This is a genomic window from Rhodopila globiformis (assembly GCF_002937115.1).
GTDB classification, from domain to species: Bacteria; Pseudomonadota; Alphaproteobacteria; order Acetobacterales; family Acetobacteraceae; genus Rhodopila; species Rhodopila globiformis.
Map to the genome: position 1 here is coordinate 67,399 of NZ_NHRY01000075.1, position 21,567 is coordinate 88,965.

A 21,567-nucleotide genomic window follows, 5' to 3' on the forward strand; every position below is an offset into this window, starting at 1 on the left:
GGTAGCCGCCATAACGCGGCAACGCCCTCCGCGAGGCGCAGACGAAACCGCAATCCGGGCCCGGTTCCTTACGACCGCGGCCCGATAACCGTGACGGTCGCAGTACGGCCAGGGATCAGCCGGAGACCGGCCGGCACGTTGCCGAACACGATCCGCACCGGAATCCGCTGCGCCAGCCGCACCCAGTCGAAGGTCGGGTTGATGTTGTCCAGCAGATGTCCCGCCTGCTGGCGCGAGCGATCGGCGATGCCGCCGGCGATGCTGTCCACATGGCCGTACAACCGCTCCCGCACGCCCATCAGGTGGATTTCCATGCGGTCGCCGGGATGGATGCCGGCCAGCCTTGTTTCCTCGAAATAGGCGTCGATGCGCAGCGTATCGGCATCGACCAGTGCGGTGACCGGATGCCCGGCGGTGACATAATCGCCCGGCCGCAAGCTGAAATTGGTAATGACCCCGTTCACCAAGGCCGTCACCCGCGTGCGGTTCAGGTTCAGCCGCGCCAGGTCCCGGTCGGCCACCGCCTCCTGGTAGTTCGCCACGGCGCTGGCCAGGGTGGCGCGCGCGTCGTCCACCTGCTGCCGGCTGATCGCGCCACCCGCCAGCGACTGGTAGCGGGCGAGATCCTCGGCCGCGTGGTCCACGATCGCCTTGCGGCTGTCCACCACCGCCTCGGCGTGCCGCAGCGCGAGCAGGAAGCGGGCCTGGTCGACGACGAACAGGATCTCGCCGCGGTGCACGGTCTCGTTGTCCCTGACCAGGATCTCGCTGACCAGGCCGGAGACGTCCGGGGTCACGCCGACGATGTCGGCGCTGATGCGGGCATCGCGGGTCCAGGGCGATTCCTCGTAGTACTCCCACAGCCGCCAGCCAACCAGCGCAGCGGCCGCCACCGCCATCAGGGTAATCGCGATACGAACGGGAAGTGCCGACCAGCGTCTCATAGCCACCCTACCCGGGCCGAGAGCCAGACGACTCCGCCCGATACCATGACGAACAGCGCCAGGTCGAACAGCGCCCGGTGCCAGACAAAGCGATACAGGCCGATGCGGGCCAGAGTGCGCCGCAGAACGGCATTCACCGGCAGCGCGACCACCAGGCAGCCCAGCAGGCCCGGGATGAACACGCCGAACAGGTCAATCTCGGTTCTCACAGGATCGCCGGCGCCGCATCGGGGAACAGGCCGCGGCGGATGCCCAGCAGGCCGAGCAGGGCGTCGGCCCGCCCCGGCTCCGGCCCGGCCGCGGCAACGGCGGCCAGGGCGTCGTCCACCCGGGCCAGCAGCACCGACTCGTCACGCCGGCGCGGGCGGTTGCGATAGGAAGCGGCCAGGGCGTCGAGCATGATGTCGATCCGCGCCCGAACCGGCGTGCTCAGGCCGTGGCGGGCGCGGCGGATGTCGATGACGTTGAGGCCGACGCGGATGTCGGCCAGCGCCCGGGCCGGCAGTTCCTCCTCGGTCGCGGCCAGGCGCGGGCCGATCAGGCCCAGGCGGTCGAGCATCAGGCCGGCGTAGCGGGCGCGGTCGTGTCCGCCGCGCCGCTCGGCCGCCACCGCCAGTTCCTGCCAGATCACGCGCAGCAGCCGGCCCGCGCTGACCCCGGCGCCGACCGAGCGGATCAGGCGGGTGACGATCGCGCCGAGCGCCAGGCCGAGCCCGAACGCCAGCGCACTGTTAACGAAGCCCGGCAGATCGGCCTGGTAGGCGTCCTGCAGCGCCAGCAGCGTGGCGGCCCACGTGGTGAAGGAGCGTCCGCTGTCGGCCGTCGCCGGCATCGACACCATGACGCCGCCCAGGATGAACGGCGGCGCCAGCGCCAGCACCAGCGTCGGGAAGCCCGAGGCGCCGGGCAGCACGCCGAACAGCAGTACGCCGTCGACAACGACCCCGACGACGGACCAGACCAGGAAATCCACGATCGCCGGCACCGGATCGTCCTGCGCGGCGAAGAAGCTGCACGCGACGGCGACCATTTCGGCAGCGACATAGCCCTCGGGCCAGGCGGTGGCGATCCAGATCGCGCAGGCCAGCAGGATCGCCACCGTGCAGGCCAGCGCCGACAGCAGCGCCATGCCGGAGTCGCGATGCCAGGCGCTGGCGGCGGTGGCCTCGGGCGCGGACAGCAGCAGCAGGTCGGCCGTGACGTCGCCGCTGTCCAGTGCACGGTGCAGCACGGTGCAGTCGTGCATGAGCTGCACCAGCTCGCGCAGCCGCATCAGCAGGCAGGTCAGCAACAGCGCCGTCCAGTCGGTCTGCTGGCTCAGCCCGGCCTGCTGCGCGGCAATGCGGTCGAGCAGCGGGTCGGCCGGCTGCACTGGCTGCTGAACCCACGCGGCGACGTCGGCGGCAAGGGTCGCGATGGCATCCGGCATCGCCCCGGCCAGCGCCGCCACCCGATCGGCGATCGAGGACAGCGTCGGCAGCAGCATGATCATGCGCGCGCGCAGCAGGTCGAAGTGCCGGGTTTCCCGGCTGCCCGCCTCATAGGAGAGGTGGCTGGCGAGCAGGTTGATCTCGACCGCGTCGGCGGCGAGGCGGCGGGCGCTCTGCCGTGGGTCCCCCTGCCCCGCCAGCGCGTCGCGGCTCCAGGCGCGGGCGTTGCCGAGCCAGGCGTTGATGCGGACCACCAGGACGTAGCCGACGCGGCGGGGGAAAACGACGTTGGCGACCAGGCTGGCGGCGGCAACGCCGATGGTGATCTCCTCCACCCGGACCAGCGCGGTTTCGAAGATGGTGTCGGGCGCGCTGACCGCGGGGAAGCCGATGATGGCGACAGTGTAGCCGGCCAGCATGGCGGCGTAGCTGCGCGGGGTGCGGTCGAGCAGCGCCACGTACAGGCAACCGGCGACCCACAGCGCCAGCACCAGCGACAGCAATTCGGGCGTATCCACCAGCGCCGGCACCAGAACGACGGCGGCGGCGCCGCCGATGACGGTGCCGAACAGGCGGAACACGGCTTTGGAGCGCGTCGCCCCGGACAGCGGCTGGGCGGCGATATAGGCCGAGGCCATTGCCCAGTACGGCCGCTCCAGACCGAGCGAAAAGGCGACATAGAGCGCGAGCATGGCCGCGACAAAGGTCTTGGTCGCGAACAGCCAGTCGCGAAGGCCGGGCCACTGCATGGCGGGACTGATGATCCGGAATCGGTTCGGTGAGTGCGATCAGGGGTCTGGCCGGCGGCATGCGCTGCGCAGGCCAGGCGGAGCGGTCATTTACCGCCGCATCAAGACAAGCCCCGGCATCCTGGTGAATCGGCCCGGGCCAACGGGCTGAGCAACGCCCTACCCCGATCGTCAAGCCCGGGCTGGCGGCGATGCAGGCGCGACAGGGTGTTCATGAGCATGGGAAAGTGAAAGTCCAATGATGAGCGAGTCGCTCGGGCCAGGTAGGCGCAGACCGGCGTGTCGAGCACGATCGAACGGGCAACGCAACAGCCCCCCGTCGCCTTAATACTTGCATGTGCAATCACTTTGGCAGCCGCTTTCCCGCGGGTCCCGCACCTGCATGCTCCGCCCGCCACGGATGCGGTGGCGCAGGCCCGACGGCGACATCCGGCCCTGCCGCATAGACGGCGACTTAAGCGGTCGGGCGCGAGGCTCTGTCCCGCCGTCATGGTGGCCCTGCGGCCGCCATCCACGCCTTGCGGTGCCGCGACCAGCCAAGGGCGTGGATGGTGGGCCTTCGCTTACCATGACGTCATAGCAACGGCTATGCCGCCAACTACCTGGGTCAGCGCCTATGGGGCATGCGCCCACCATGACGGTTCGCGCGTCCGTGCGACAATTGGAGCGGCTATTTTGCATCAGGCCCTTAATTCCAGCGCGACGGCAGTTCGGCGTAGACCTGGACAACCTGGCCGTCCTTGCTGGCGACCCCGTTCCAGCCGGCGTGCACCGGGGTCAGCTCGGGATGGCTGGTCCATGAGGGATTGCTCTGGGGACAGGGATTGACGGGCGTCGGATAGACCGAGCTCATGACGACATCCGTGTAGCCCTGGGCGCGCAGCCGATCGGCCAGCTGCGCCTGGCTTTCCACGCCGGGGACGCTGACGTGCACGGTGGCGACGCGCGAGATCAGGCCGTCCGCCCGGGCAGCCGGGGCGGCCAGAAGCGGCAGGCAAAGGGCCGCCAGGCCAGCGGAGAGCAACGGCACGCGGTGAAACGACATCGTGGAACTCCTTGTTGTGTGGCCTCGAAAGAACGGGCGATCAGGCACGCCCCCGTCCACCAACAAAATGGATAGCTGCCAAAGGATTGATAACACCTATTTTCGGACGTACATTAAGAACAGTCAGTGCATAATCTTGAATACGATATCCCGAACGCCAGCGCCATGACCCGCCTGCCCGGCATGACCAGAATCATTGCTTGTGCGTCCCCCGCGTTCCTGGCCAGGAAGGGGACGCCGCGAACGCCGGGCGACCTCGTCAACCATATCCGCCTGATCCACGCCGTCCCGGTGATGCCCTGCCGCCGCCAGGAAAATCGCATTTGTAATCAGGCTGGCAACCGCTCGCCCGGGCTTATGGCAGAGAACAGGTTCGATTCTGCCTCGACGTCCGAAAGGGCGATGCCCCAGGGCACGTGTGGCGGCGCGATCCCGCCAGGTTCGGCGGGTGGCGAAGGCCGCCAGGGTGTGGCCGGCGATGTCTCGGCGGCATGCCCGGATCGCAAGCGCCGCATGTGGCCGCAGAGGAAGCCTGCATCAGGCAGTTTTCGTCCGGGATATCCCGCGCCTGAATGCTTCGCCCGCCACCGGCGAGCTACCGCAGGCCGGACGGCGACGTCCGGCCCTGCCTGTCTTCAGCGGGTGGCGTCGATCATGGCCAGGCTGCGGCCCAAGTCCGAAGCCGGCGAGAATTCGGCGTAGACCTGGACAGTCCGGCCATCCTTGCTGGCGACGCCGTTCCAGCCGGTGTGCACCGGGGTCTGCTCGGGATGGCTGGTCAGCGTGGAATCGCTCTCGGGATGCGGATTGGCGGGCGTCGCACGGACTGAACTCAGGACAACATTCGTGTAGCCCTCGGCACGCAGCTGACTGGCCAGTTGCGCCTGGCTCTCCGCCCCGGAGACGGCGACGCGCACAGTGGCGACATGCGAGAACAGGCCGTTCGCCCGGGCAGCCTGGGTGCCCAGAAGCGGCAGGCAAAGGGTTGCCAGGCCGGCGGCGAGCAACGGCACGCGGTGAAACGACATCGTGGAACTCCTTACTGTTGGGTGCTGCAGGGACGTGTAAGCAGGCACGTCGCTGTCCACCGGCAACATGGATACCTTCCGAGGGATTGATAACAGCTCTTTTCGCACATACATTAAGATCACTTAGTTCATAATCCTGGGCGCGATGGACCGAATCGGCGAGATGACCGCCTTTACCAAGGTGGTCGAAACGGGGAGTTTCGTGGGCGCGGCACGGCAGCTTCGGCTGTCGCCGACGATGATCAGCAAGCAGGTCCGGGAGCTGGAGGAACGGCTGGGGGCCAAGCTGCTGCACCGGACCACGCGCCAGGTCAGCCTGACCGAGGTCGGCAGCCTGTTCTACGAGCGCTGCTCGGGGCTGCTGGCGGAGCTGAACGAGGTGGAAAGCGCCGCCAGCCAGTTGCAGACCACGCCGCGCGGGGTGCTGCGCGTCAGCGCGCCGCTGGCGTTCGGGTCGCTGCGGATTCCCGCCATGCTGCCGGCCTTCGCCCATCAATACCCTGATGTCACGATCGAGCTGACTCTGGTCGACCGCACCGTCGACCTGGTGGAGGAAGGCATCGACGTGGCCGTCGTCATCGGCGACATCCCGAACTCCAGCACCATGACGCGGCTGCTGGGCATGACCAGGATCGTTGCCTGTGCGTCGCCGGCCTACCTGGCCAGGAAGGGAACGCCGCAAACGCCGGACGACCTGGCCAACCACAACTGCCTGATCCACACCGTCCCGGTGATGCCCAGGGGCTGGGCGTTCGTCGCCCCCGACGGCCGGCCGCACGTCGTGAAGATGGCGGGGAATTTCCTGACCAACAGCGTCACGGCCCTGCTCACGGCCGCCGTCGCCGGACAGGGCGTTATCCTGACGCCCAGCTACCTGGTGGCCAAAGCCGTGAAGAGCGGCCGGCTGGTGACCCTGCTCGGCGGCTACACGGCCCCGGAAATCCCCATCCGCCTGGTGTATCCCCCTGGCCGGTATCCGTCGGCCAAAGTACGGGCCTTCATCGATTTCCTAGTTTCCCGCATGGCGGCGGAGGAACTCTGACGGCATCGCGGCGGCACGATCGCCGCCGCGGTGCCGTTGCGCCTCCGTCATGGCTGGGCGTGTCCCGGCCATCTGCGCTTCGGCGGTGGGGGGTAGATGGCCGGGACACGCCCGGCCATGACGATGAGGCAACGGGTCAGCCGCCGCTTTTCCCAATTGCGTGCGGCATCGATTGAGGATGTCCAGCCAGGCCGGTGAAATGTAAGTTGCGCCGGATAACAACGAGCGAGCCGAGGAATGCCAGGAAGGATCCGCCGCAGGCTGCGCGCCGGCTTGGGCGCCAGTGCCCATCGCCGGCCACGGACCACAACCCTGGCCCAACGCCGATCGCGACAGCCTGCAACCCGCGCTGAAGGACGGGCAGATCGGCAACGACGTCGCGGTCCGGGACGGCGCGTTCACCCGACCATCCAGGCAGCGCAGGAGGTTTTGCCGTGAGACTGGAAAACAAGGTCGCCCTGGTCACCGGAAGCGCCCGCGGCATCGGCTTCGCCATCATCCGCAGGATGACGGCCGAGGGCGCCATCCCGGTCATCGCCGACATCAACGCGGATGGCGCCCGGGCGGCGCTGGCGAGGCTGGGGCGGACGGACGGCCCGGTGGGCGGCTTGGCGGGCGGCCTGGCGTTGGGCGTGGACGTGGCGGACAAGGCCTCGGTCGATGCGATGATCGCGGCAATCATCGCGCGCTTCGGCCGGCTGGACATCCTGGTCAATAACGCCGGCATCGGCGGCAACACGCCGTTCCTGGAGATCACGCCCGAGGAATGGAACCGCACCATCGGCATCAACCTGACCGGCGCGTTTTTCGTTGCCCAGGCGGCGGCCCGCGCGATGGTGAAGGGCGGCGGCGGCAAGATCGTCAACATCACCTCGCTGTCCGGCCAGCGCGGCGGGCACGGTCGGGCCGCGTACGGCGCCGCCAAGGCGGGACTGGAACTGCTGACCAAGGTCATGGCGGTCGAGCTTGCGGACAGCGCCATCAACGTCAACAGCATCGCGCCGGGGGCGATCGAGACCGAGATGGCGAAGTTCGCGCATGACCAGGCGACCCGCGCGGCCTACAACTACCTGATTCCCATGACGCGCTACGGCACGCCGGAGGAGATCGCGGATGCCGCGGTGTTCCTGTGTTCCGACGAGAGCCGCTACGTGCACGGCCACACGCTGAACGTCGATGGCGGCTTCCGCGAGGCGGGCCTGATGTTCCGCGGGGGGAAGGTGGCGCCGGGTGGCGGCGCGGCGGGGTAAGGCGCCGCGGCATGCGCAGCCCGCTTTCTACAGCAGACCGCAGGTCGGTTGGGACACTGAGGTCCCCTGTCCTCATCGTCATGGCCCGGCTCGTCCGGGCCACCTATCGCGGCACATGTGCTGGAACAGGTGGCCCGGACAAGCCGGGCCATGACGATGAGGGAGCGCCGTCGCCCTGTCTCAATCGACCTGCGGCCTGCTGTAATTTCATTTTCAACGACAAAGCGCTTTCCTGGGGCCGAGCAAGGCGCGCGTTCGTGCCCTGGCGCAGCGCCTAGCTGCTGCCCTGGCTGGTTAATTGAGAAAGGTGAAATGCGCGCGGACCTGGGCGATATGCCCAGGGTGGCGTGTCATCGACTGGAAGACGCGGGCGCCGAACGTCACCATGTGGATCGGCGCCCGGGCAGCCGCCTGATCCGTCGATCATCCGTGCGGCCGCTACGGAGAGGGTGGCTTCGCGGCATACCCGGGCGTCAACATCCTTCACAGTGTCGCAAATTTACGTCATGTCACGCCGCCGTTTCTATCCGAATTATACATGATCTTGCATATGAACTGAGATGACTTATAAGACCCTGGACCCAGAATGGGTAACTCGGAGCCCAGAACGGGCAGCGAACTCGCGATGCCGCTGCACAACCATTCCTGGGACCTTGAGAGATATGACAACGAGAATTTTGCTGGCTTCCGCGCTGTCGTGCGGTGCGTTGCTGGGTGGCCTGAGCAGCCCGGCAAAGGCCAACCTGATCACCAACGGCACATTCCAGACGACCCCAAGTCTCGGTGCCGGCCAGTGGACCGAGTTCACGAGCATTCAAGGCTGGACCGATACCCTGGGCGCGATCGAGATCGATGGCAGCGGCGTGGTCATGTCGTCTCTCTACAACGGCGAGCCGCAGAGCCTGGAAGTCGACTCTAACAGTTTCGATACGGTTTCACAAGCTGTGACCGGCCTGACCGTCGGAGCGTATTACCAGCTTTCCTGGGGTTATGGCGATCGCGCCGGATCCGGCCCACAGCAGTTGAACGTCTCCTTCGGAGGCAATCCGGTTGCGAGCGACCACGGTACCGGGAGCGGCCAATGGACAACCAACAGCTTCATCGTCCAGGCGACCGGGACGTCCGAGGTTCTGAGCTTCGCCGCCGTCGACACCAGCGGCATTGGCGGCAACCCAAGCGTCGGCAACGAAATTGCCGATGTTTCATTGAGCGCCATCCCCGAACCTGCTTCCATGGCCCTGCTTGGCGCCGGCCTCGCGGGCCTCAGCCTGATCCGCCGCCGGGCCTGCGGCAGACCGCAGGTAGGTTGAGACGCACAGGCGGTCTGTCTTCATCGTCATAAGCTGACCTGTTCGCACAGGCACTACAGCAGACCGCAGGTCGGTTGGGACACTGAGGTCCCCTGGCCTCATCGTCATGGCCCGGCTTGTCCGGGCCACCTGTTCCAGCACATGTGCCGCGATAGGTGGCCCGGACGAGCCGGGCCATGACGATGAGGGAGCGCCGTCGCCCTGTCTCAATCGACCTGCGGCCTGCTGTAACTTAGTGGGCGGGCGGCACGGCCGTTGCCACACCGTCATGCCGGGCGCAGGCTCGGCATTCACGCCTTGCGGTGCCGGACCAGACAAAGGCGTGGATGGCCTCCCTACGGCCGCCATGACGGCGGAACGGTTTGCCGCGCCCAGCCACTAAAGTTAGCGCGGATGCGGCTTGTCCGGGCCATGACGGTGAGGGTGCGCCGTCATCCTGCCTCAACCCGCCCGCGGATTGCAGTCGCCACGGCTGTCGGAGGACTTGACAGCCCCGAAGGGCCGCTCCGGCGATGTGGCGGCTCTTTTCGTTCGAGGCCGTCGACAAGGCGCCGAGCCCGAACGACGGCTGCAGTATGCCGGCTCGCATTCGCGCTGCAGCTTATGGTTCCGGCGCCCCGCTGATCCCGATCGGCTATTCGGGCCCGGATCCGAATCTTCCCGGCCGCTCCCCGGGTCGCACGCAAATGCGGAACAGCCCGAATTCACCCCCCTGGCTTGCATCGGAACGCGCAGGTGCCATGTTGCGCCGATCGCAAGGTCGGAAAGGCGCGGTTGATGACGAAATCCCCCCATATCCGTGAAACCAGCGGAACGGCTCGCCAGCCGGTTGATGCCATGATCCGCCCGGCGGTTTTGTTGGTCAGCCGGTCATCCGCGCCAGGCGCGGCATGGTCCGGCATCCGGGCGCAACGGGCAGGCCGGGGCTCCCGCACGTGCGGCGGCCCTGACGGGAGAGCGGCGACTTGAGCAGGAAGCCCTCGATGGCCGCGGCGGCCCTGGCGGATGTTGTGTCCCCAGGGGCCTCCACAGGGGCCTCCACAGGGGCCTCCACAGGGGCCTCCCCAGGGGCCTCGCCAGGGGCCTCCCCAGGGGCGCCTCCGGCGCGGGACACCACCGCCGGCTATCCCTCGCTGCGCCTGACGCCGCACGGCCACCTGTTGTGCGACATCCGCGACGACGCGCCGCCGATGGACGAGGCCGCCGCCGCCCGCCTCGCCGCGGCCTTCGCGCAAGGCACCGGGCCGGGTTTGCTCCGCCTCGGCGCCGGCGAGGTCGGGCGCGTGCTGCCGCCGGCGTTCGTCTGGTGGCGCAGCTTCGCCTCGCGCTACATCGCCGCGCTGTGCCTGCAGGCCCCGATGCAGCCCCCTGGCGGCGACGCAGCCGGCCCGACCGCCCTGCCCGCCGTCCCGCTGCCGGACCCGGCCGAGCTCGCCTCCCTGGTCCTGACGGCGCCGATGATGACCGGCGCCGAATACCTGACCGAGGACGTGCTGCGCGCCTGCTGGACCGCGTTGCAAACAGCCGTCGCCGCCGCGCTGGCCGCGTCAGGCACCGGGCTGCAAGCCTTCCTCAAGGCGCTGAACCCGGCCTGGAACCTTGTCGGCCGCGTGCACTTCAACCTGGCCGAGAACCGCCGCGACGCCGAGGCGCCGTTCGCCTTCATGGCCACCTACACGACGCAGCTCTCCGCCCAGGCGCGGGCGCAGCACCTGCCGCTCGGCCAGGCGCTGCGCGAATACGCCGGCGCGGCGAACAAGGAAAAGCTGCTGTCGCTGCTGGTGCCGGTGCAGCGCGCCGCCGAAACCAGTCCGTGGCTGCGGCAGATGGTGGACGACGGCGAGATCTACCACCCGCTGCGCTGGAGCGCGGCCGAGGCGTCCCGCTTCCTGGCCAGTGTCCCCGACATGGAGCGCGCCGGCGTGGTGGTGCGCATGCCGGCCACCTGGCGCGTCGGCCGCCCCGCCCGCGCCCAGGTCACGGCGACGGTCGGCACCCGCGCGCCCTCGAAACTCGGGCTGGATGGGCTGCTGGATTTCAACGTGGCGGTGACGCTGGACGGCGAGACGCTGACCGAACAGGAGATCCGCTCGCTTCTGTCGGCCACCCACGGCCTAGCGCTGCTGCGCGGCCAGTGGGTCGAGGTGGACGCGGAACGTCTGGACCGCACCCTGAAGCAGTTCCGCGCCGCGGAGGAACTGGCGCAGGCGCAGGGCCTGCCGTTCGCCGAGGCGATGCGCCTGCTGGCCGGCGCCTCGGCCATCGGCGACGCCGCCACGGTGGCGGCCCCGGACTGGGCACAGGTGACCGCCGGCCCCTGGCTGTCCGAGACGCTGAAGGCGCTGCGGGCCCCCGACGGAACCGGCGCCGATCCCGGCACGGAGCTGAAGGGCACGTTGCGGCCGTACCAGAAGGACGGCGTGCAGTGGCTGCGGCTGCTGTCCGGGCTGCGGCTCGGCGCCTGCCTGGCCGACGACATGGGGCTGGGCAAGACCATCCAGGTGCTGTCGCTGCTGCTGGTGCAGCGGCAGCAGGCCGACGGCGCGGACCTGGCGCCCTGCCTGCTGGTGGCGCCGGCCTCGCTGCTGGCCAACTGGGCGGCCGAGATCGAACGCTTCGCGCCGGGGCTGAAGGCGCGCATCGTGCATCCTTCGGCAATGCCGGCGGAGCAGATCAAGGCGTTCGCACCGGCGGATGCCGCCGGGCTCGACCTGTGCATCACCAGCTACGGCACGCTGCTGCGGATGCCGGTGCTGGGCGAGATCGCCTGGCGGCTGGTGGTGCTGGATGAGGCGCAGGCGATCAAGAACCCCTCGGCCAAGCAGACCCGTGCCGCCAAGGCGCTGAAGGCACAGGCGCGGATCGCGCTGACCGGCACGCCGGTGGAGAACAGCCTGGGCGACCTGTGGTCGATTTTCGATTTCCTCAACCCGGGCCTCTTGGGCAGCGCGAAGCAGTTCACCAGATATACCAAGGCGCTGGCCGAGCGGACGGAGAATCCCTACGGGCCGCTGCGGGAACTGGTGCGGCCGTACATCCTGCGGCGGATGAAGACCGACCGCGCGGTGATCGCCGATTTGCCGGACAAGACCGAGGTGCAGGCGCACTGCCACCTCAGCCGCCGGCAGGCGGCGCTGTATGCCGAGACGCTGGAGGAGTTGCAGCGCAGCCTCGAGGAAAGCGAGGGAATCCAGCGCAAGGGCCTGATCCTGGCGATGCTGATGCGGCTGAAGCAGATCTGCAACCACCCCTCGCAGTGGCTCGGCGACGACAGCTGGAAGGAGGCCGACAGCGGCAAGCTGGCCCGGCTGCGCGAGATCGCCGAAGTGGTGGCCGAGCGGCAGGAGAAGATGCTGGTGTTCACCCAGTTCCGCGAGGTGACCGGGCCGCTCGCGTCCTTTCTGGGCGAGGTGTTCGGCCGCCCCGGCCTGGTGCTGCACGGCGAGACGCAGGTGAAGCGGCGCCGCGAGCTGGTGCAGCGCTTCCAGGAGGACGAGACCGTGCCGTTCTTCGTGCTGTCGCTGAAGGCGGGCGGCACCGGGCTGACGCTGACGGCGGCGTCGCACGTCGTGCATTTCGACCGCTGGTGGAATCCGGCGGTGGAGAACCAGGCCACCGACCGGGCCTTCCGCATCGGCCAGAAGAAAAACGTCCTGGTGCACAAATTTGTCTGCCGTGGCACGGTGGAGGAAAGGATCGATGCCATGATCGAGTCGAAACAAGGCCTGTCGCAGGCGGTTCTGGCCGGCGGCGGGGAGATCAGCCTGACTGAAATGAGCGACGAGGCGCTGCTGCGCGTGGTGGCGCTCGACCTCAACGCCGCGCTGAAGGAGTAAGGACGATGTCACGTTACTATGGCGGCTGGGCGCCGTACGTTCCAGTGGCCGAGCGGCGGCGCAAGGCCGAGCGTGAGATGGCGAAGCTGCGCAAGAGCGGCCATGTGGTGGCGCCGGTGACGATCACCGGCCGCGCCATCGCCAGCACGTTCTGGGGCAAGGCGTGGTGCGACAACATCGAAGGCTACCATGACTATGAGAACCGGCTGCCGCGCGGGCGCACCTATGTGCGCAACGGATCCGTGGTGGATCTGCAGATCGCGCCGGGGCAGGTGACGGCGACGGTCAGCGGGTCGTCGCTCTACAAGGTAACCATTACGATCAAGGAAACGGCGCAGGCGACGTGGAAGTCGATCTGCACCGACTGCGCCGGCGGCATTGATTCGATGGTGGAACTGCTGCAGGGGCGGTTTTCCAAGGGCGTGATGGAGCGTCTCTGCCGTCAGCAGGGCGGGCTGTTTCCGCGTCCGGCGGAGATCCGGTTCACGTGCAGTTGCCCGGACTATGCGTCGATGTGCAAGCACGTGGCCGCAGTGCTGTATGGCGTCGGCGCCCGGCTCGACCAGCAGCCGGAGCTGCTGTTCCGACTGCGCGCGGTGAACGAGGCGGATCTGTTGGCGGGCATCGACGCCGCCGCGATGCTGCCGAAGCAGGGGCCGAAGTCCGGCCGGGTCCTGGAAGCCGACGATGTCTCCGCGCTGTTCGGGCTGGACATGGAAGCGCCCGCGGCGGCGGCGGCCGAGGTTACGGCGCGGCCCAAGAGGGCAAAGCCAGGAAAGGCGGCGACTCCGGAGACGATCCAGCCGCCTGCCGGCCGGAAGAAAGCGGCGGCGGGCAAGACCGCGGCCACAAGGCCCGCGCCGGGACGGGCAGCGACGGCGGCCGGGACGGCCATGCCCCGGTCGCCGAAGCCCGCGAAGGCTGTGTCCGGAGAGAAAGCGCGCAAGGCGACGGCTGTCCGCGGCACGACCAGCGGTGGACCCACGGGAAAGACCAGGAAAGCGCGGGCAGACGCTTCATCCCGTCAGGTGAAGCCGGCCTCCGGCGTGGCCGCCGAAGCGGTACTGTCGCGGGCACGGGGCAAGGCTGCCGACACGAAAACGTCGCGGAAAGCGGGTGAAACGAAGCCCCAGCCGGTGAAATGGTGGTGACTCCGACAGTAACCGGCTACTGCTGGAATGGACAGTGGATGGCGGGCTGCATGCTGGCTGGACCGATGCCTGCCTGCGGACGGCGATGTCGTAGCGCATAGCATGGGTTCGTCCGCCGCCACCGCCGGCCAAGTCGGGCTGCGGCATGGTCGTTGCGAGTTGCGGCATGAATAAAACCACAAATGACCACAAATGTTCTTCAGTTTCGCCCGCCTCGCCCAGTCATCGACCGTTGCCGGCGAAACCAGCTTTTGCCATGCCAAAACAAGCGGCTGATGGTCCAGCCGCACAGGATTCGCTGGCCGCGCTTGACGCCGCCGATCTGGGCTTGTCTCCTGCCTGTTCGACGGCTCACGGACGACCCAGACGGGGACGTCCCGAGGCAGGAAACAACAGGGGGAGTCGGCGGCCGGCCGAGAACAGCGCATGGGATACAAAGCACCGCTTGCCGGGATCAAAGTCGTCGATCTCAGCCAGGGAATCGCCGCTCCGTATGCCGGCATGCTGCTGGCGCAGTATGGCGCCACCGTCATCAAGGTGGAACTGCTGGACGGCGGCGACTGGGTGCGCGTCTCGGCCCCCAGGGCCGGCGGCAACACCGCGCTGTCGGTCATGGGCAACCTGGGCAAGCAGAGCATCGGCCTGGACCTGAAATCGCCGAAAGGCCGCGCCGTGCTGTGGCGACTGCTGGACGGCGCCGACGTGTTCATGGAGGGCTTCCGCCCCGGCGTCATCGGCCGGCTCGGCTTCGGCTACGAAGCCGTTTCGGATAAGTACCCAGATATCGTCTACCTGTCGATGTCCGGCTTCGGCCAGATCGGCCCCTATGCGGAACGACCGGCGATGGATCCGGTGCTGCAGGCGTTCAGCGGGTTCATGGCGGAAAACAAGGACCAGAACGGCCAGCCGATGAATGTCGCCTCGATCCCGGTGGACATGATGACGGCGCTGTTCGCGTTCCAGGCAGTGGCGATGGCGCTGTACGGGCGCCGGGACGAAGGCCACGGCCGCCACATCGACGCCAGCCTGATGCAGGGCGCGGCTTGGCTGAACCTGTATGCCCTGCTGCAGCGGGTGATCTACGACGGCGACCCGCCGGCGGCGAAAGTCCATCGCGGCGTCTATCCCACCGCCGACGGCTGGATCAACGTCATCGTCGCCGGTCGCCGCGGCTGGAGCGATTTCTGCCAGGCGCTGGAGCGGCCGGACCTGTCGGACGATGCGCGGTTCGCTACCTCACCGAAACGGATCGCCCACGCCGATGCCTGGGTCCCGCTTGTCAGCGCGGTGCTGGCCGCCCGGCCGAACGCCCACTGGCAGGCGCGCTTCACCGAATACGGCGTCATGCACGCGGTGGCGCATGAGTCGCTGGACCTGCTGCGCGACCCGCACGTGCAGGCCGCCGGGCTGTTCACCTACCTCGAACAGCCCGGGCTGGATCGCCTGATGCCGATTCCCGGCATTCCCGGCGCGCCGCCACTGCAGGTCGGCACGCCACGCGCCACCGCGCCGCTGGCCGGCGCCGATACCGAAACGGTGCTGCGGGCGCACGGATTTTCCGACCACGAGGTGGCCGATCTGCGCGCCCACGGCGTGATCTCCGGCCCGGTCGGCTGAACCGCCCCGTCAGGCGGATCGCACCATGCCGCCGTCGATGGCGATGCACTGGCCGGTGACGTAGTCCGACAGGTCGGTCGTCAGGAACTCGACGACTTTGGCGCAGTCCTCGACCGAGCCGAGGCGGCGCAGCGCCACTTTCTCCGCCCGGTCGGTGTTCGCGTCGGCGCTGCCCGGCATGACGGTGGCGACGATCCGCCCCGTGGTGATGACTCCGGGGGCGATGCAGTTCGCGGTGATGCCGTGCGGCCCCAGGTCCTGCGCCAGGTAGCGCGTGTAGTGCAGGATGGCCGCCTTGGCCGCGCCGTAATGCGCATAGCCGCCGTCGATCGAGGGGCCAAGACCGGCGATCGAGCTGACCGTCACGATCTTGCCGCTGCGCTGCGCCTTCATCACCGGCGCCACCGCGTTGACGCAGTAGACGGTGCCGTAATAGTTCATTTCAGTAACAAGATGCAGCAGCGATGCGTCCAGCGTGCTGGCCCTGGTGTCCATCGGCCGGCCGCGGCCGCCGCCGGCGTTGCAGACCAGGATGTCGATCCGTCCCCATGTGTCCATGACCTGCGCAGCCATGGCCTGCACGGCGGCTTCGTCGCGCACATCCATTTCGATGCCGATGGCCTCGGTGATGGCGTTGATCTCCTCGACCGTGCTGTCCGCGGTCATCGCCTTCGCCTCGGCCTCGAACTCCTGGTACGATTTCAGGTCGATGTCGGTCACCGCGACCTTTGCGCCAAGCCCGGCCAGCCGCAGCGCATAGGCCCGGCCGAGGCCGCGCGCGGCGCCCGTTACGATCGCGACTTTTCTGTCCAGCTTGCCCATGGTCGTTTCCTTCCTCTCGCCCCGACCGGCTTAACATCGGCCGGACGGCTTGTTGAGTCACACCGGTGCGGCAGCGTTACGTTAGCGCCTGGCGGTGACAGGCCACCGGGAACCCGTCGCGGCCGCAGGTCGCCCGCATCCCTTCTCTGCGTGCTCTGCGCTCCGCTTTGCGATCTCTGCGTTGAAAAATGCGGTGTCGCAACAAAGATCGGTGCTGCCGGTGGACTACCCAATCCGAAACGCCAGTCGCGCCCCGGCCACCGCGATTCAACGCAGAGATCGCCGAGCGGAGCGCAGAGCGCGCAGAGGAAGGATTATCGCGACTTGCGGTCACGGAGTGCGGATCGGCATGCTCCTCAAGACCGGGACCGGGCGTTCAAGACAATGAATGCCAACGCCGGAAATACCGGAATTCAGACGAACACTATGGAAATTTCGGCAGTTTTGGCGCGATAGTGACGCGCACGCTGTGGCGGACCTTGGCCGGCCGTCGAGACAAGCCGCTACAAGTGGCTTCAGGCGGGAGCCACCCGCCAACGTATCGATCGTACAACGACGGCCGCGGGCCAACCGCGCCGCAACAGGGAGTGCAATCATGTCCAGACCACGCCGCTTAACGCGCCGTCGCGCCATGCAGGTCGCCACCGCCGGCGCCGCGCTGCCGCTGGTGCACATCCGCTCCGCCGGCGCCGCCGGCCGGCTGAGCATCGGGCTGTGGGATCACTGGGTGCCGGGCGGCACGGAGAAAATGCGCCAGCAGATCCAGGCCTGGGCGGACAAGAACAAGGTGGACGTCACGGCCGACTTCATCACCTCCCAGGGCAACAAGCTGCTGCTGACCGCCGCCGCCGAGGCGCAGGCGCGGGCCGGGCACGATGTCCTGCCGTTCTTCCAGTGGGATGCGTTCAACTATGCGGCCGATCTGGAGCCTGTCGACGACGTGATCCAGAATCTCGTTGCAGAATACGGCCGCTACGATCCCATGGTGGAGTATCTGGTCAAGCCAAAGGACCACTGGGTCGCGGTGCCAGGCACCGATCCGACCGCGAACCTTACCTGCTGCGCGCGCATCAGCTTGCTGAAGAAGTATGCCGGCATCGATATCCAGGCGATGTATCCGGCGGAACCGCGCGCGTCACCCGAAGCCGCGAAATGGACCTACGACGCGTTCCTGCACGCGGCCGAGGCCTGCGCCAAGGCCGGCTACCCGTTCGGCATGGGGCTCGGCTCGACCGGCGATTCCATCAACACGATCGCCGCCATCTTTCGCGCGTTCGGCGCCGAGCTCGTCAATGCCAAGGGGGAAGTCACGGTCGATTCCGACAACGTCCGGCGCGTGCTGGAGTACGGACAGAAATTCGTCAAATTCCTGCCGACCGACACGATCAGCTATGACGACGCGTCGAACAACCGCGCCTTGATCTCCGGACACAGCGCAATGATCTGGAACCCGCCCTCGGCATGGGCGGTGGCGAAACGCGACGCCCCCGAGATCGCCGCGGACTGCTGGACGTTCCCCTGCCCGGCCGGGCCGGCTGGACGTTTCATTCCGTATGTCTACATGTTCTACGGATTGTGGCGGTTCGGCCAGAACAAGACCGCCGCGAAGGAATTGCTTACCTACCTGATGCAACGCAAGCAGATCGAGGAGCGCGAGATCGTCACCGAGGGCTTCAATCTGCCGCCGCAGATCAGCATGTCTGATTTCAAGGTCTGGGCCGAGGTCCAGCCGCCCAAGGGCACGATGTTCAACTATCCGATCCGGCCGTGGCATGACTCGCAGCCGAGCGTCGCCTCGTTCCCGTCGCCGCCCGAATTCGCCATTCCGATGACCAGTCGCGCCACCATCCCTGGCATGTGGGCGCGGTTGTACAGCGGTCAGTCGCCCGAACAGGTGATCGCCTGGGCGAAGGACGAGATCGCGGGTTTCATGCGCTGATCGTCTTTCGGCGACGATGAAGATACGGTCTCGCCGGGGGTGGATGGCCGGGACACGCCCGGCCATGACGGGGAGAGAGAACGGTCCCGGCCGCGGCGTGACCGCCCTGTCGGGAATCCGACAACCGAGCCGGGAAGCCAAGACACTGAAATCACGCTTATTTCTTCTGGCACTCCGTTTGCATTGTGTCCCGCGTCAACCACGGGGAGTGCCGAACGTGTCGCACGCCATGCCGCGTTTCCGTATCAACGACACCACGCTCCGCGACGGCGAGCAGACCCCCGGCGTGGCGTTCACCATCGCCGAGAAGACCGCCATCGCCGCCGCGCTGCAGGCCGCCGGCATCGACGAGATCGAGGCCGGCACCCCCGCCATGGGCGAGGAGGAAGTCGCCGCCATCGCCGCCGTCGCGCACGCCGCGCCCCGCGCCCGCGTCGCCGCTTGGTGCCGCATGACCGAATCCGACGTCGCCGCCGCGCTGCGCGCCGGGGTGCGCTACGCCAACCTCTCGATCTCCGTCTCCGATCGGCAGATCGCCGCCAAGTATCCCGGCGGGCGGCAGGAGGTGCTGGACCGCATCGCCCACGTGGTGCCGCTGGCGCTGGACAAGGGCCTGACCGTCTCCGTCGGCGGCGAGGATTCCAGCCGCGCCGATCCGGACTTTTTGCATACGGTGCTGGACGCCATCGCCGCGGCGGGGGCGTATCGATTCCGCTTCGCCGACACGCTCGGCGTGCTCGACCCTTTCGCCACCGAAGCAATCTTCCGCCGCCTGCGCGCCCGCACCGGCCTGGACCTGGAGTTTCACGGCCACGACGACCTGGGACTGGCCGCCGCCAACACGCTCGCGGCGCTGCGCGGCGGCGCCAACCACGCCAGCGTTTGCGTCCTCGGCCTGGGCGAGCGCGCCGGCAACGCCGCACTGGAACAGGTCGCCGCCGCGATCCCGCGCCTGGGGCTGGGATGCGTCGGCACTATCATGGCGGACCTGCCGCCGCTCGCCGACATCGTCGCCGCCGCTTCCTGCCGCGCCATCCCGCCGGGCCAGCCGATCGTCGGCGAAACCGCCTTCACCCACGAATCCGGCATCCATGTCAGCGGCCTGCTGCGCGACCCCGGCACCTACGAGGCGCTGGACCCTGCCCTGTTCGGCCGCGAGCGCCGGATCCTGCTGGGCAAGCACTCCGGCTCGGCCGCGCTGCGCGACGCGCTGGACGGGCTGGATGTCCCGCATGTCGTGCTGGCCGACCTGCTGATCCGGCTGCGCGCGCATGCGGAGCGGGTGAAGCGGTCGGTCACCCGGGACGAGGTCGTGAGCCTGCTTGCCTCGGCGGCGGAATGAAACCATGCGCCCCGGTCGGCGATCCGGGGGGCAACGCCCGGTCGATCGACCCGCCTGTCGCCTGGCAGCGGGTCTGGCCTGGTCGCGGAACCTGCGCAATGCCAAGGACTTCGAACAGTATGTGGCACTGGAAAAAGGGAGGCCCGGGGATTACAATAAATCAGGTGAGTTCGGCAGGCCCAGAGCGCGTCCACGCCTCAGTGCGACCGGGTCCCGGGCGCCGGGCAGGTGCTGGATCAACAGGCTCAACGCAAGCGGTTGGAGGCCAATCAGCGTGGTGACGATCAGGCTTAAGCGCCAAGTCAGTGCATATAGATAATGAATGATCTGTACGACACCAACATCGCGCTGTGGTCCGAGCACCAGGCTGCGCTGCTGCGCCGCCGGGCTGACGGTGAGCTTGTCAACGACGCCGATTTCGACTGGTCCAACATGGCCGAGGAAATCGCGGACGTAGGCAAAAGCGAACTGAACGCGACCCTCTCGCAGATTGACAACATCCTGCGTCACCGCCTCTGCCTGCTCGGTTGGCCGGATGCGCCAGCGGCCGGGAAATGGCAGCCTGAGTCGCGCGAGTTCCATCGCCAGATCCACCGGCATTTCACGCCGAGCATGACCGGCGGCGCGAATCCGAAAATCTCCAAAGCCACCATTGCGGAGGCTTACGCGGCGGCGGTGGATCACTGCCTTGCCCACATGGACACCGCGCCGACGCAGCCGCTGCCGGCGGTTTGCCCGTGGTCGCTATGCGATGTCCTGGCGGCGCCGTAGGGCGATGCAGCACCAGGACGCCGTGGCGGAACCGGACGAGGCGGGCGGTTTCTGGATCAGCTTCCCTGGCCGGAATGGGATCACGTCCGCAGCTTCGAGTGCCATCGAAACCGTTGGACAGGCCCGCAATACATTGGAGCCGGTGCTGATGTATCCGCCCGGCGATCTCCATCCCTCGATCGAGGATGGCGCCAGGCCGCCGGCCGATCTCTCCGGCTACGATCCTCGCTCGATCGTGGTGGTGATCCCGTTCGAGGCGGCGACCTCAGCGAAGACAGCGTGACATTCACCGAGGATCAGGTCCCGGGCGACTGGTTTCCTGACGATTGGGCATGATGGCGTCAGGGCGATGACACCGCATCAGCCTCATTGAATGAGCCGGGGGCAGCGTCCGCCGTACGGCAATCGCTCTGTCGCGGTCCGAAAGGGGGGCGTGATGCCGAGGCGAGCAAACAACGCGCAGCACTGGTATCGAGGGTGTCCAAGGATTACAGTATGTTGGAAAATCCGGCAGGTCCGCAGGGTATCGCAGCCTTGATCCAGCTTGTCCCGGGAATCCGGGCGGCGCCGGATCACGCAAGCGGCTGAGAGTCGATCAGCGTGGTGAATATCTGGCATAGGCATCAAATCAAGGCACGCAGCCAATGAACGACCTGTATGAAACGGATATCGCGCTGTGGTCTGAACACCAAGCGAACCTGCTGCGCCGCCGTGCCGCCGGCCAGCTTGTCAACGACGCCGATCTGGACTGGTCCAACATCGCCGAGGAGATCGAAGCCGTGGGCCGGTCCGAACGCTCGCAGCTGCGGAGCCTGATCACCACCGCCATTGAGCACCTGATGCGGCTTGAGGCGTCACCGGCTATGGAACCGCGCCGCGGCTGGAAGGCGACGATCAGGCGTACCCGGCGCGACATCCGCGACCTGCTGAAGGAGAGTCCGAGCCTGCGACCTCTCGTCGCGGCCATGGTTGCTGATCAGATGCAGCGGGCGCGGGAGGATCTGGTGGACTGGCTGGCGGAATACGCCGAGCAGCCGCGGGTCGATATCGACAGCCTGGGCTTCGCTGACGATCAGGTGCTAGTACACCTCGCCGGAAGTGGCGACTCCGTTGATGGGTGGCCCGGCGCGGGTGAGTCTGGTTTGCCACAGTCTGGCGGCAATCGCCGTGACCAGCCGCCGTCAGGAGCCGTTCTGGCGAGTCAGGAGCGGCCTGAATATGGCAGGCCACAGGCTCACGCCTCGCCCTGATTCACCGGAGCCTTCATGCCCCGTCTGACTGCCGCCCCGAT

Annotated in this window: 17 protein-coding genes; 11 read left to right on the forward strand and 6 right to left on the reverse strand. The window is 67.8% G+C overall.

Annotated features, from left to right (window positions below):
* Positions 1 to 68: 68 nt before the first annotated feature.
* From CCS01_RS08275 to CCS01_RS08295, 5 genes are all read right to left on the reverse strand, one after another.
* Positions 69 to 944: an efflux RND transporter periplasmic adaptor subunit gene (locus CCS01_RS08275; protein ID WP_104518351.1), complete on the reverse strand. Its 876-nt coding sequence runs from the start codon at positions 942 to 944 to the stop codon at positions 69 to 71.
* The gene (locus CCS01_RS08280) at positions 941 to 1,153 is read right to left on the reverse strand and encodes a DUF1656 domain-containing protein (protein WP_104518352.1); all 213 of its coding nucleotides are present in this window, start codon (positions 1,151 to 1,153) and stop codon (positions 941 to 943) included. The genes CCS01_RS08275 and CCS01_RS08280 overlap by 4 nt, the downstream gene beginning before the upstream one ends.
* A complete protein-coding gene (locus CCS01_RS08285; protein ID WP_104518353.1) occupies positions 1,150 to 3,123 on the reverse strand; it encodes an FUSC family protein in 1,974 nt (657 codons plus the stop codon). The genes CCS01_RS08280 and CCS01_RS08285 overlap by 4 nt, the downstream gene beginning before the upstream one ends.
* Before the next feature lie 688 nt (positions 3,124 to 3,811).
* Positions 3,812 to 4,168, reverse strand: coding sequence for a hypothetical protein (locus tag CCS01_RS08290; RefSeq protein ID WP_104518354.1), 357 nt, complete (start codon positions 4,166 to 4,168; stop codon positions 3,812 to 3,814).
* A 635-nt stretch (positions 4,169 to 4,803) separates the two neighbouring features.
* Positions 4,804 to 5,196, reverse strand: a complete 393-nt coding sequence (locus tag CCS01_RS08295; RefSeq protein WP_104518355.1) for a hypothetical protein — start codon at positions 5,194 to 5,196, stop codon at positions 4,804 to 4,806.
* A gap of 145 nt (positions 5,197 to 5,341) precedes the next feature.
* Here CCS01_RS08295 and CCS01_RS08300 point away from each other — a divergent pair, with 145 nt between their 5' ends.
* The 6 genes from CCS01_RS08300 (at position 5,342) to CCS01_RS08325 (ending at position 15,402) form a co-directional block, all read left to right on the forward strand.
* Positions 5,342 to 6,238 carry a LysR family transcriptional regulator gene (locus CCS01_RS08300; protein WP_104518356.1) on the forward strand — a complete coding sequence of 299 codons (897 nt, stop codon included), beginning with the start codon at positions 5,342 to 5,344 and terminating at the stop codon, positions 6,236 to 6,238.
* Positions 6,239 to 6,672: 434 nt separating this feature from the next.
* Positions 6,673 to 7,488 (forward strand): SDR family NAD(P)-dependent oxidoreductase, encoded by an 816-nt coding sequence (locus tag CCS01_RS08305; RefSeq protein WP_104518357.1) that lies wholly within the window; start codon positions 6,673 to 6,675, stop codon positions 7,486 to 7,488.
* 662 nt (positions 7,489 to 8,150) lie between these two features.
* On the forward strand, positions 8,151 to 8,798 hold the full coding sequence (locus tag CCS01_RS08310) for a PEP-CTERM sorting domain-containing protein (RefSeq protein ID WP_158258294.1): 648 nt from the start codon (positions 8,151 to 8,153) through the stop codon (positions 8,796 to 8,798).
* Between the two features lie 965 nt (positions 8,799 to 9,763).
* Entirely contained in the window at positions 9,764 to 12,634 is a 2,871-nt protein-coding gene (locus tag CCS01_RS08315) for a DEAD/DEAH box helicase (protein WP_239992055.1), read from the forward strand.
* 5 nt (positions 12,635 to 12,639) lie between these two features.
* Entirely contained in the window at positions 12,640 to 13,785 is a 1,146-nt protein-coding gene (locus tag CCS01_RS08320) for an SWIM zinc finger family protein (RefSeq protein WP_104518360.1), read from the forward strand.
* Between the two features lie 426 nt (positions 13,786 to 14,211).
* Positions 14,212 to 15,402, forward strand: a complete 1,191-nt coding sequence (locus CCS01_RS08325; RefSeq protein ID WP_104518361.1) for a CaiB/BaiF CoA transferase family protein — start codon at positions 14,212 to 14,214, stop codon at positions 15,400 to 15,402.
* Positions 15,403 to 15,411: 9 nt separating this feature from the next.
* Here the strand turns inward: CCS01_RS08325 and CCS01_RS08330 are convergent, their stop codons facing one another.
* Positions 15,412 to 16,224 (reverse strand): SDR family NAD(P)-dependent oxidoreductase, encoded by an 813-nt coding sequence (locus CCS01_RS08330; protein ID WP_104518362.1) that lies wholly within the window; start codon positions 16,222 to 16,224, stop codon positions 15,412 to 15,414.
* Between the two features lie 595 nt (positions 16,225 to 16,819).
* Here CCS01_RS08330 and CCS01_RS08335 point away from each other — a divergent pair.
* From CCS01_RS08335 to CCS01_RS08355, 5 genes are all read left to right on the forward strand, one after another.
* Positions 16,820 to 18,163, forward strand: a complete 1,344-nt coding sequence (locus CCS01_RS08335) for an ABC transporter substrate-binding protein (protein ID WP_104518363.1) — start codon at positions 16,820 to 16,822, stop codon at positions 18,161 to 18,163.
* A gap of 229 nt (positions 18,164 to 18,392) precedes the next feature.
* Positions 18,393 to 19,505, forward strand: coding sequence for a homocitrate synthase (nifV, locus tag CCS01_RS08340; protein ID WP_104518372.1), 1,113 nt, complete (start codon positions 18,393 to 18,395; stop codon positions 19,503 to 19,505).
* 318 nt (positions 19,506 to 19,823) lie between these two features.
* A complete protein-coding gene (locus CCS01_RS08345; protein ID WP_104518364.1) occupies positions 19,824 to 20,276 on the forward strand; it encodes a DUF29 family protein in 453 nt (150 codons plus the stop codon).
* 4 nt (positions 20,277 to 20,280) lie between these two features.
* Positions 20,281 to 20,559, forward strand: a complete 279-nt coding sequence (locus CCS01_RS08350; protein ID WP_104518365.1) for a hypothetical protein — start codon at positions 20,281 to 20,283, stop codon at positions 20,557 to 20,559.
* A gap of 361 nt (positions 20,560 to 20,920) precedes the next feature.
* Positions 20,921 to 21,526, forward strand: coding sequence for a DUF29 domain-containing protein (locus tag CCS01_RS08355; RefSeq protein ID WP_104518366.1), 606 nt, complete (start codon positions 20,921 to 20,923; stop codon positions 21,524 to 21,526).
* The last annotated feature ends 41 nt before the right edge of the window (positions 21,527 to 21,567 follow it).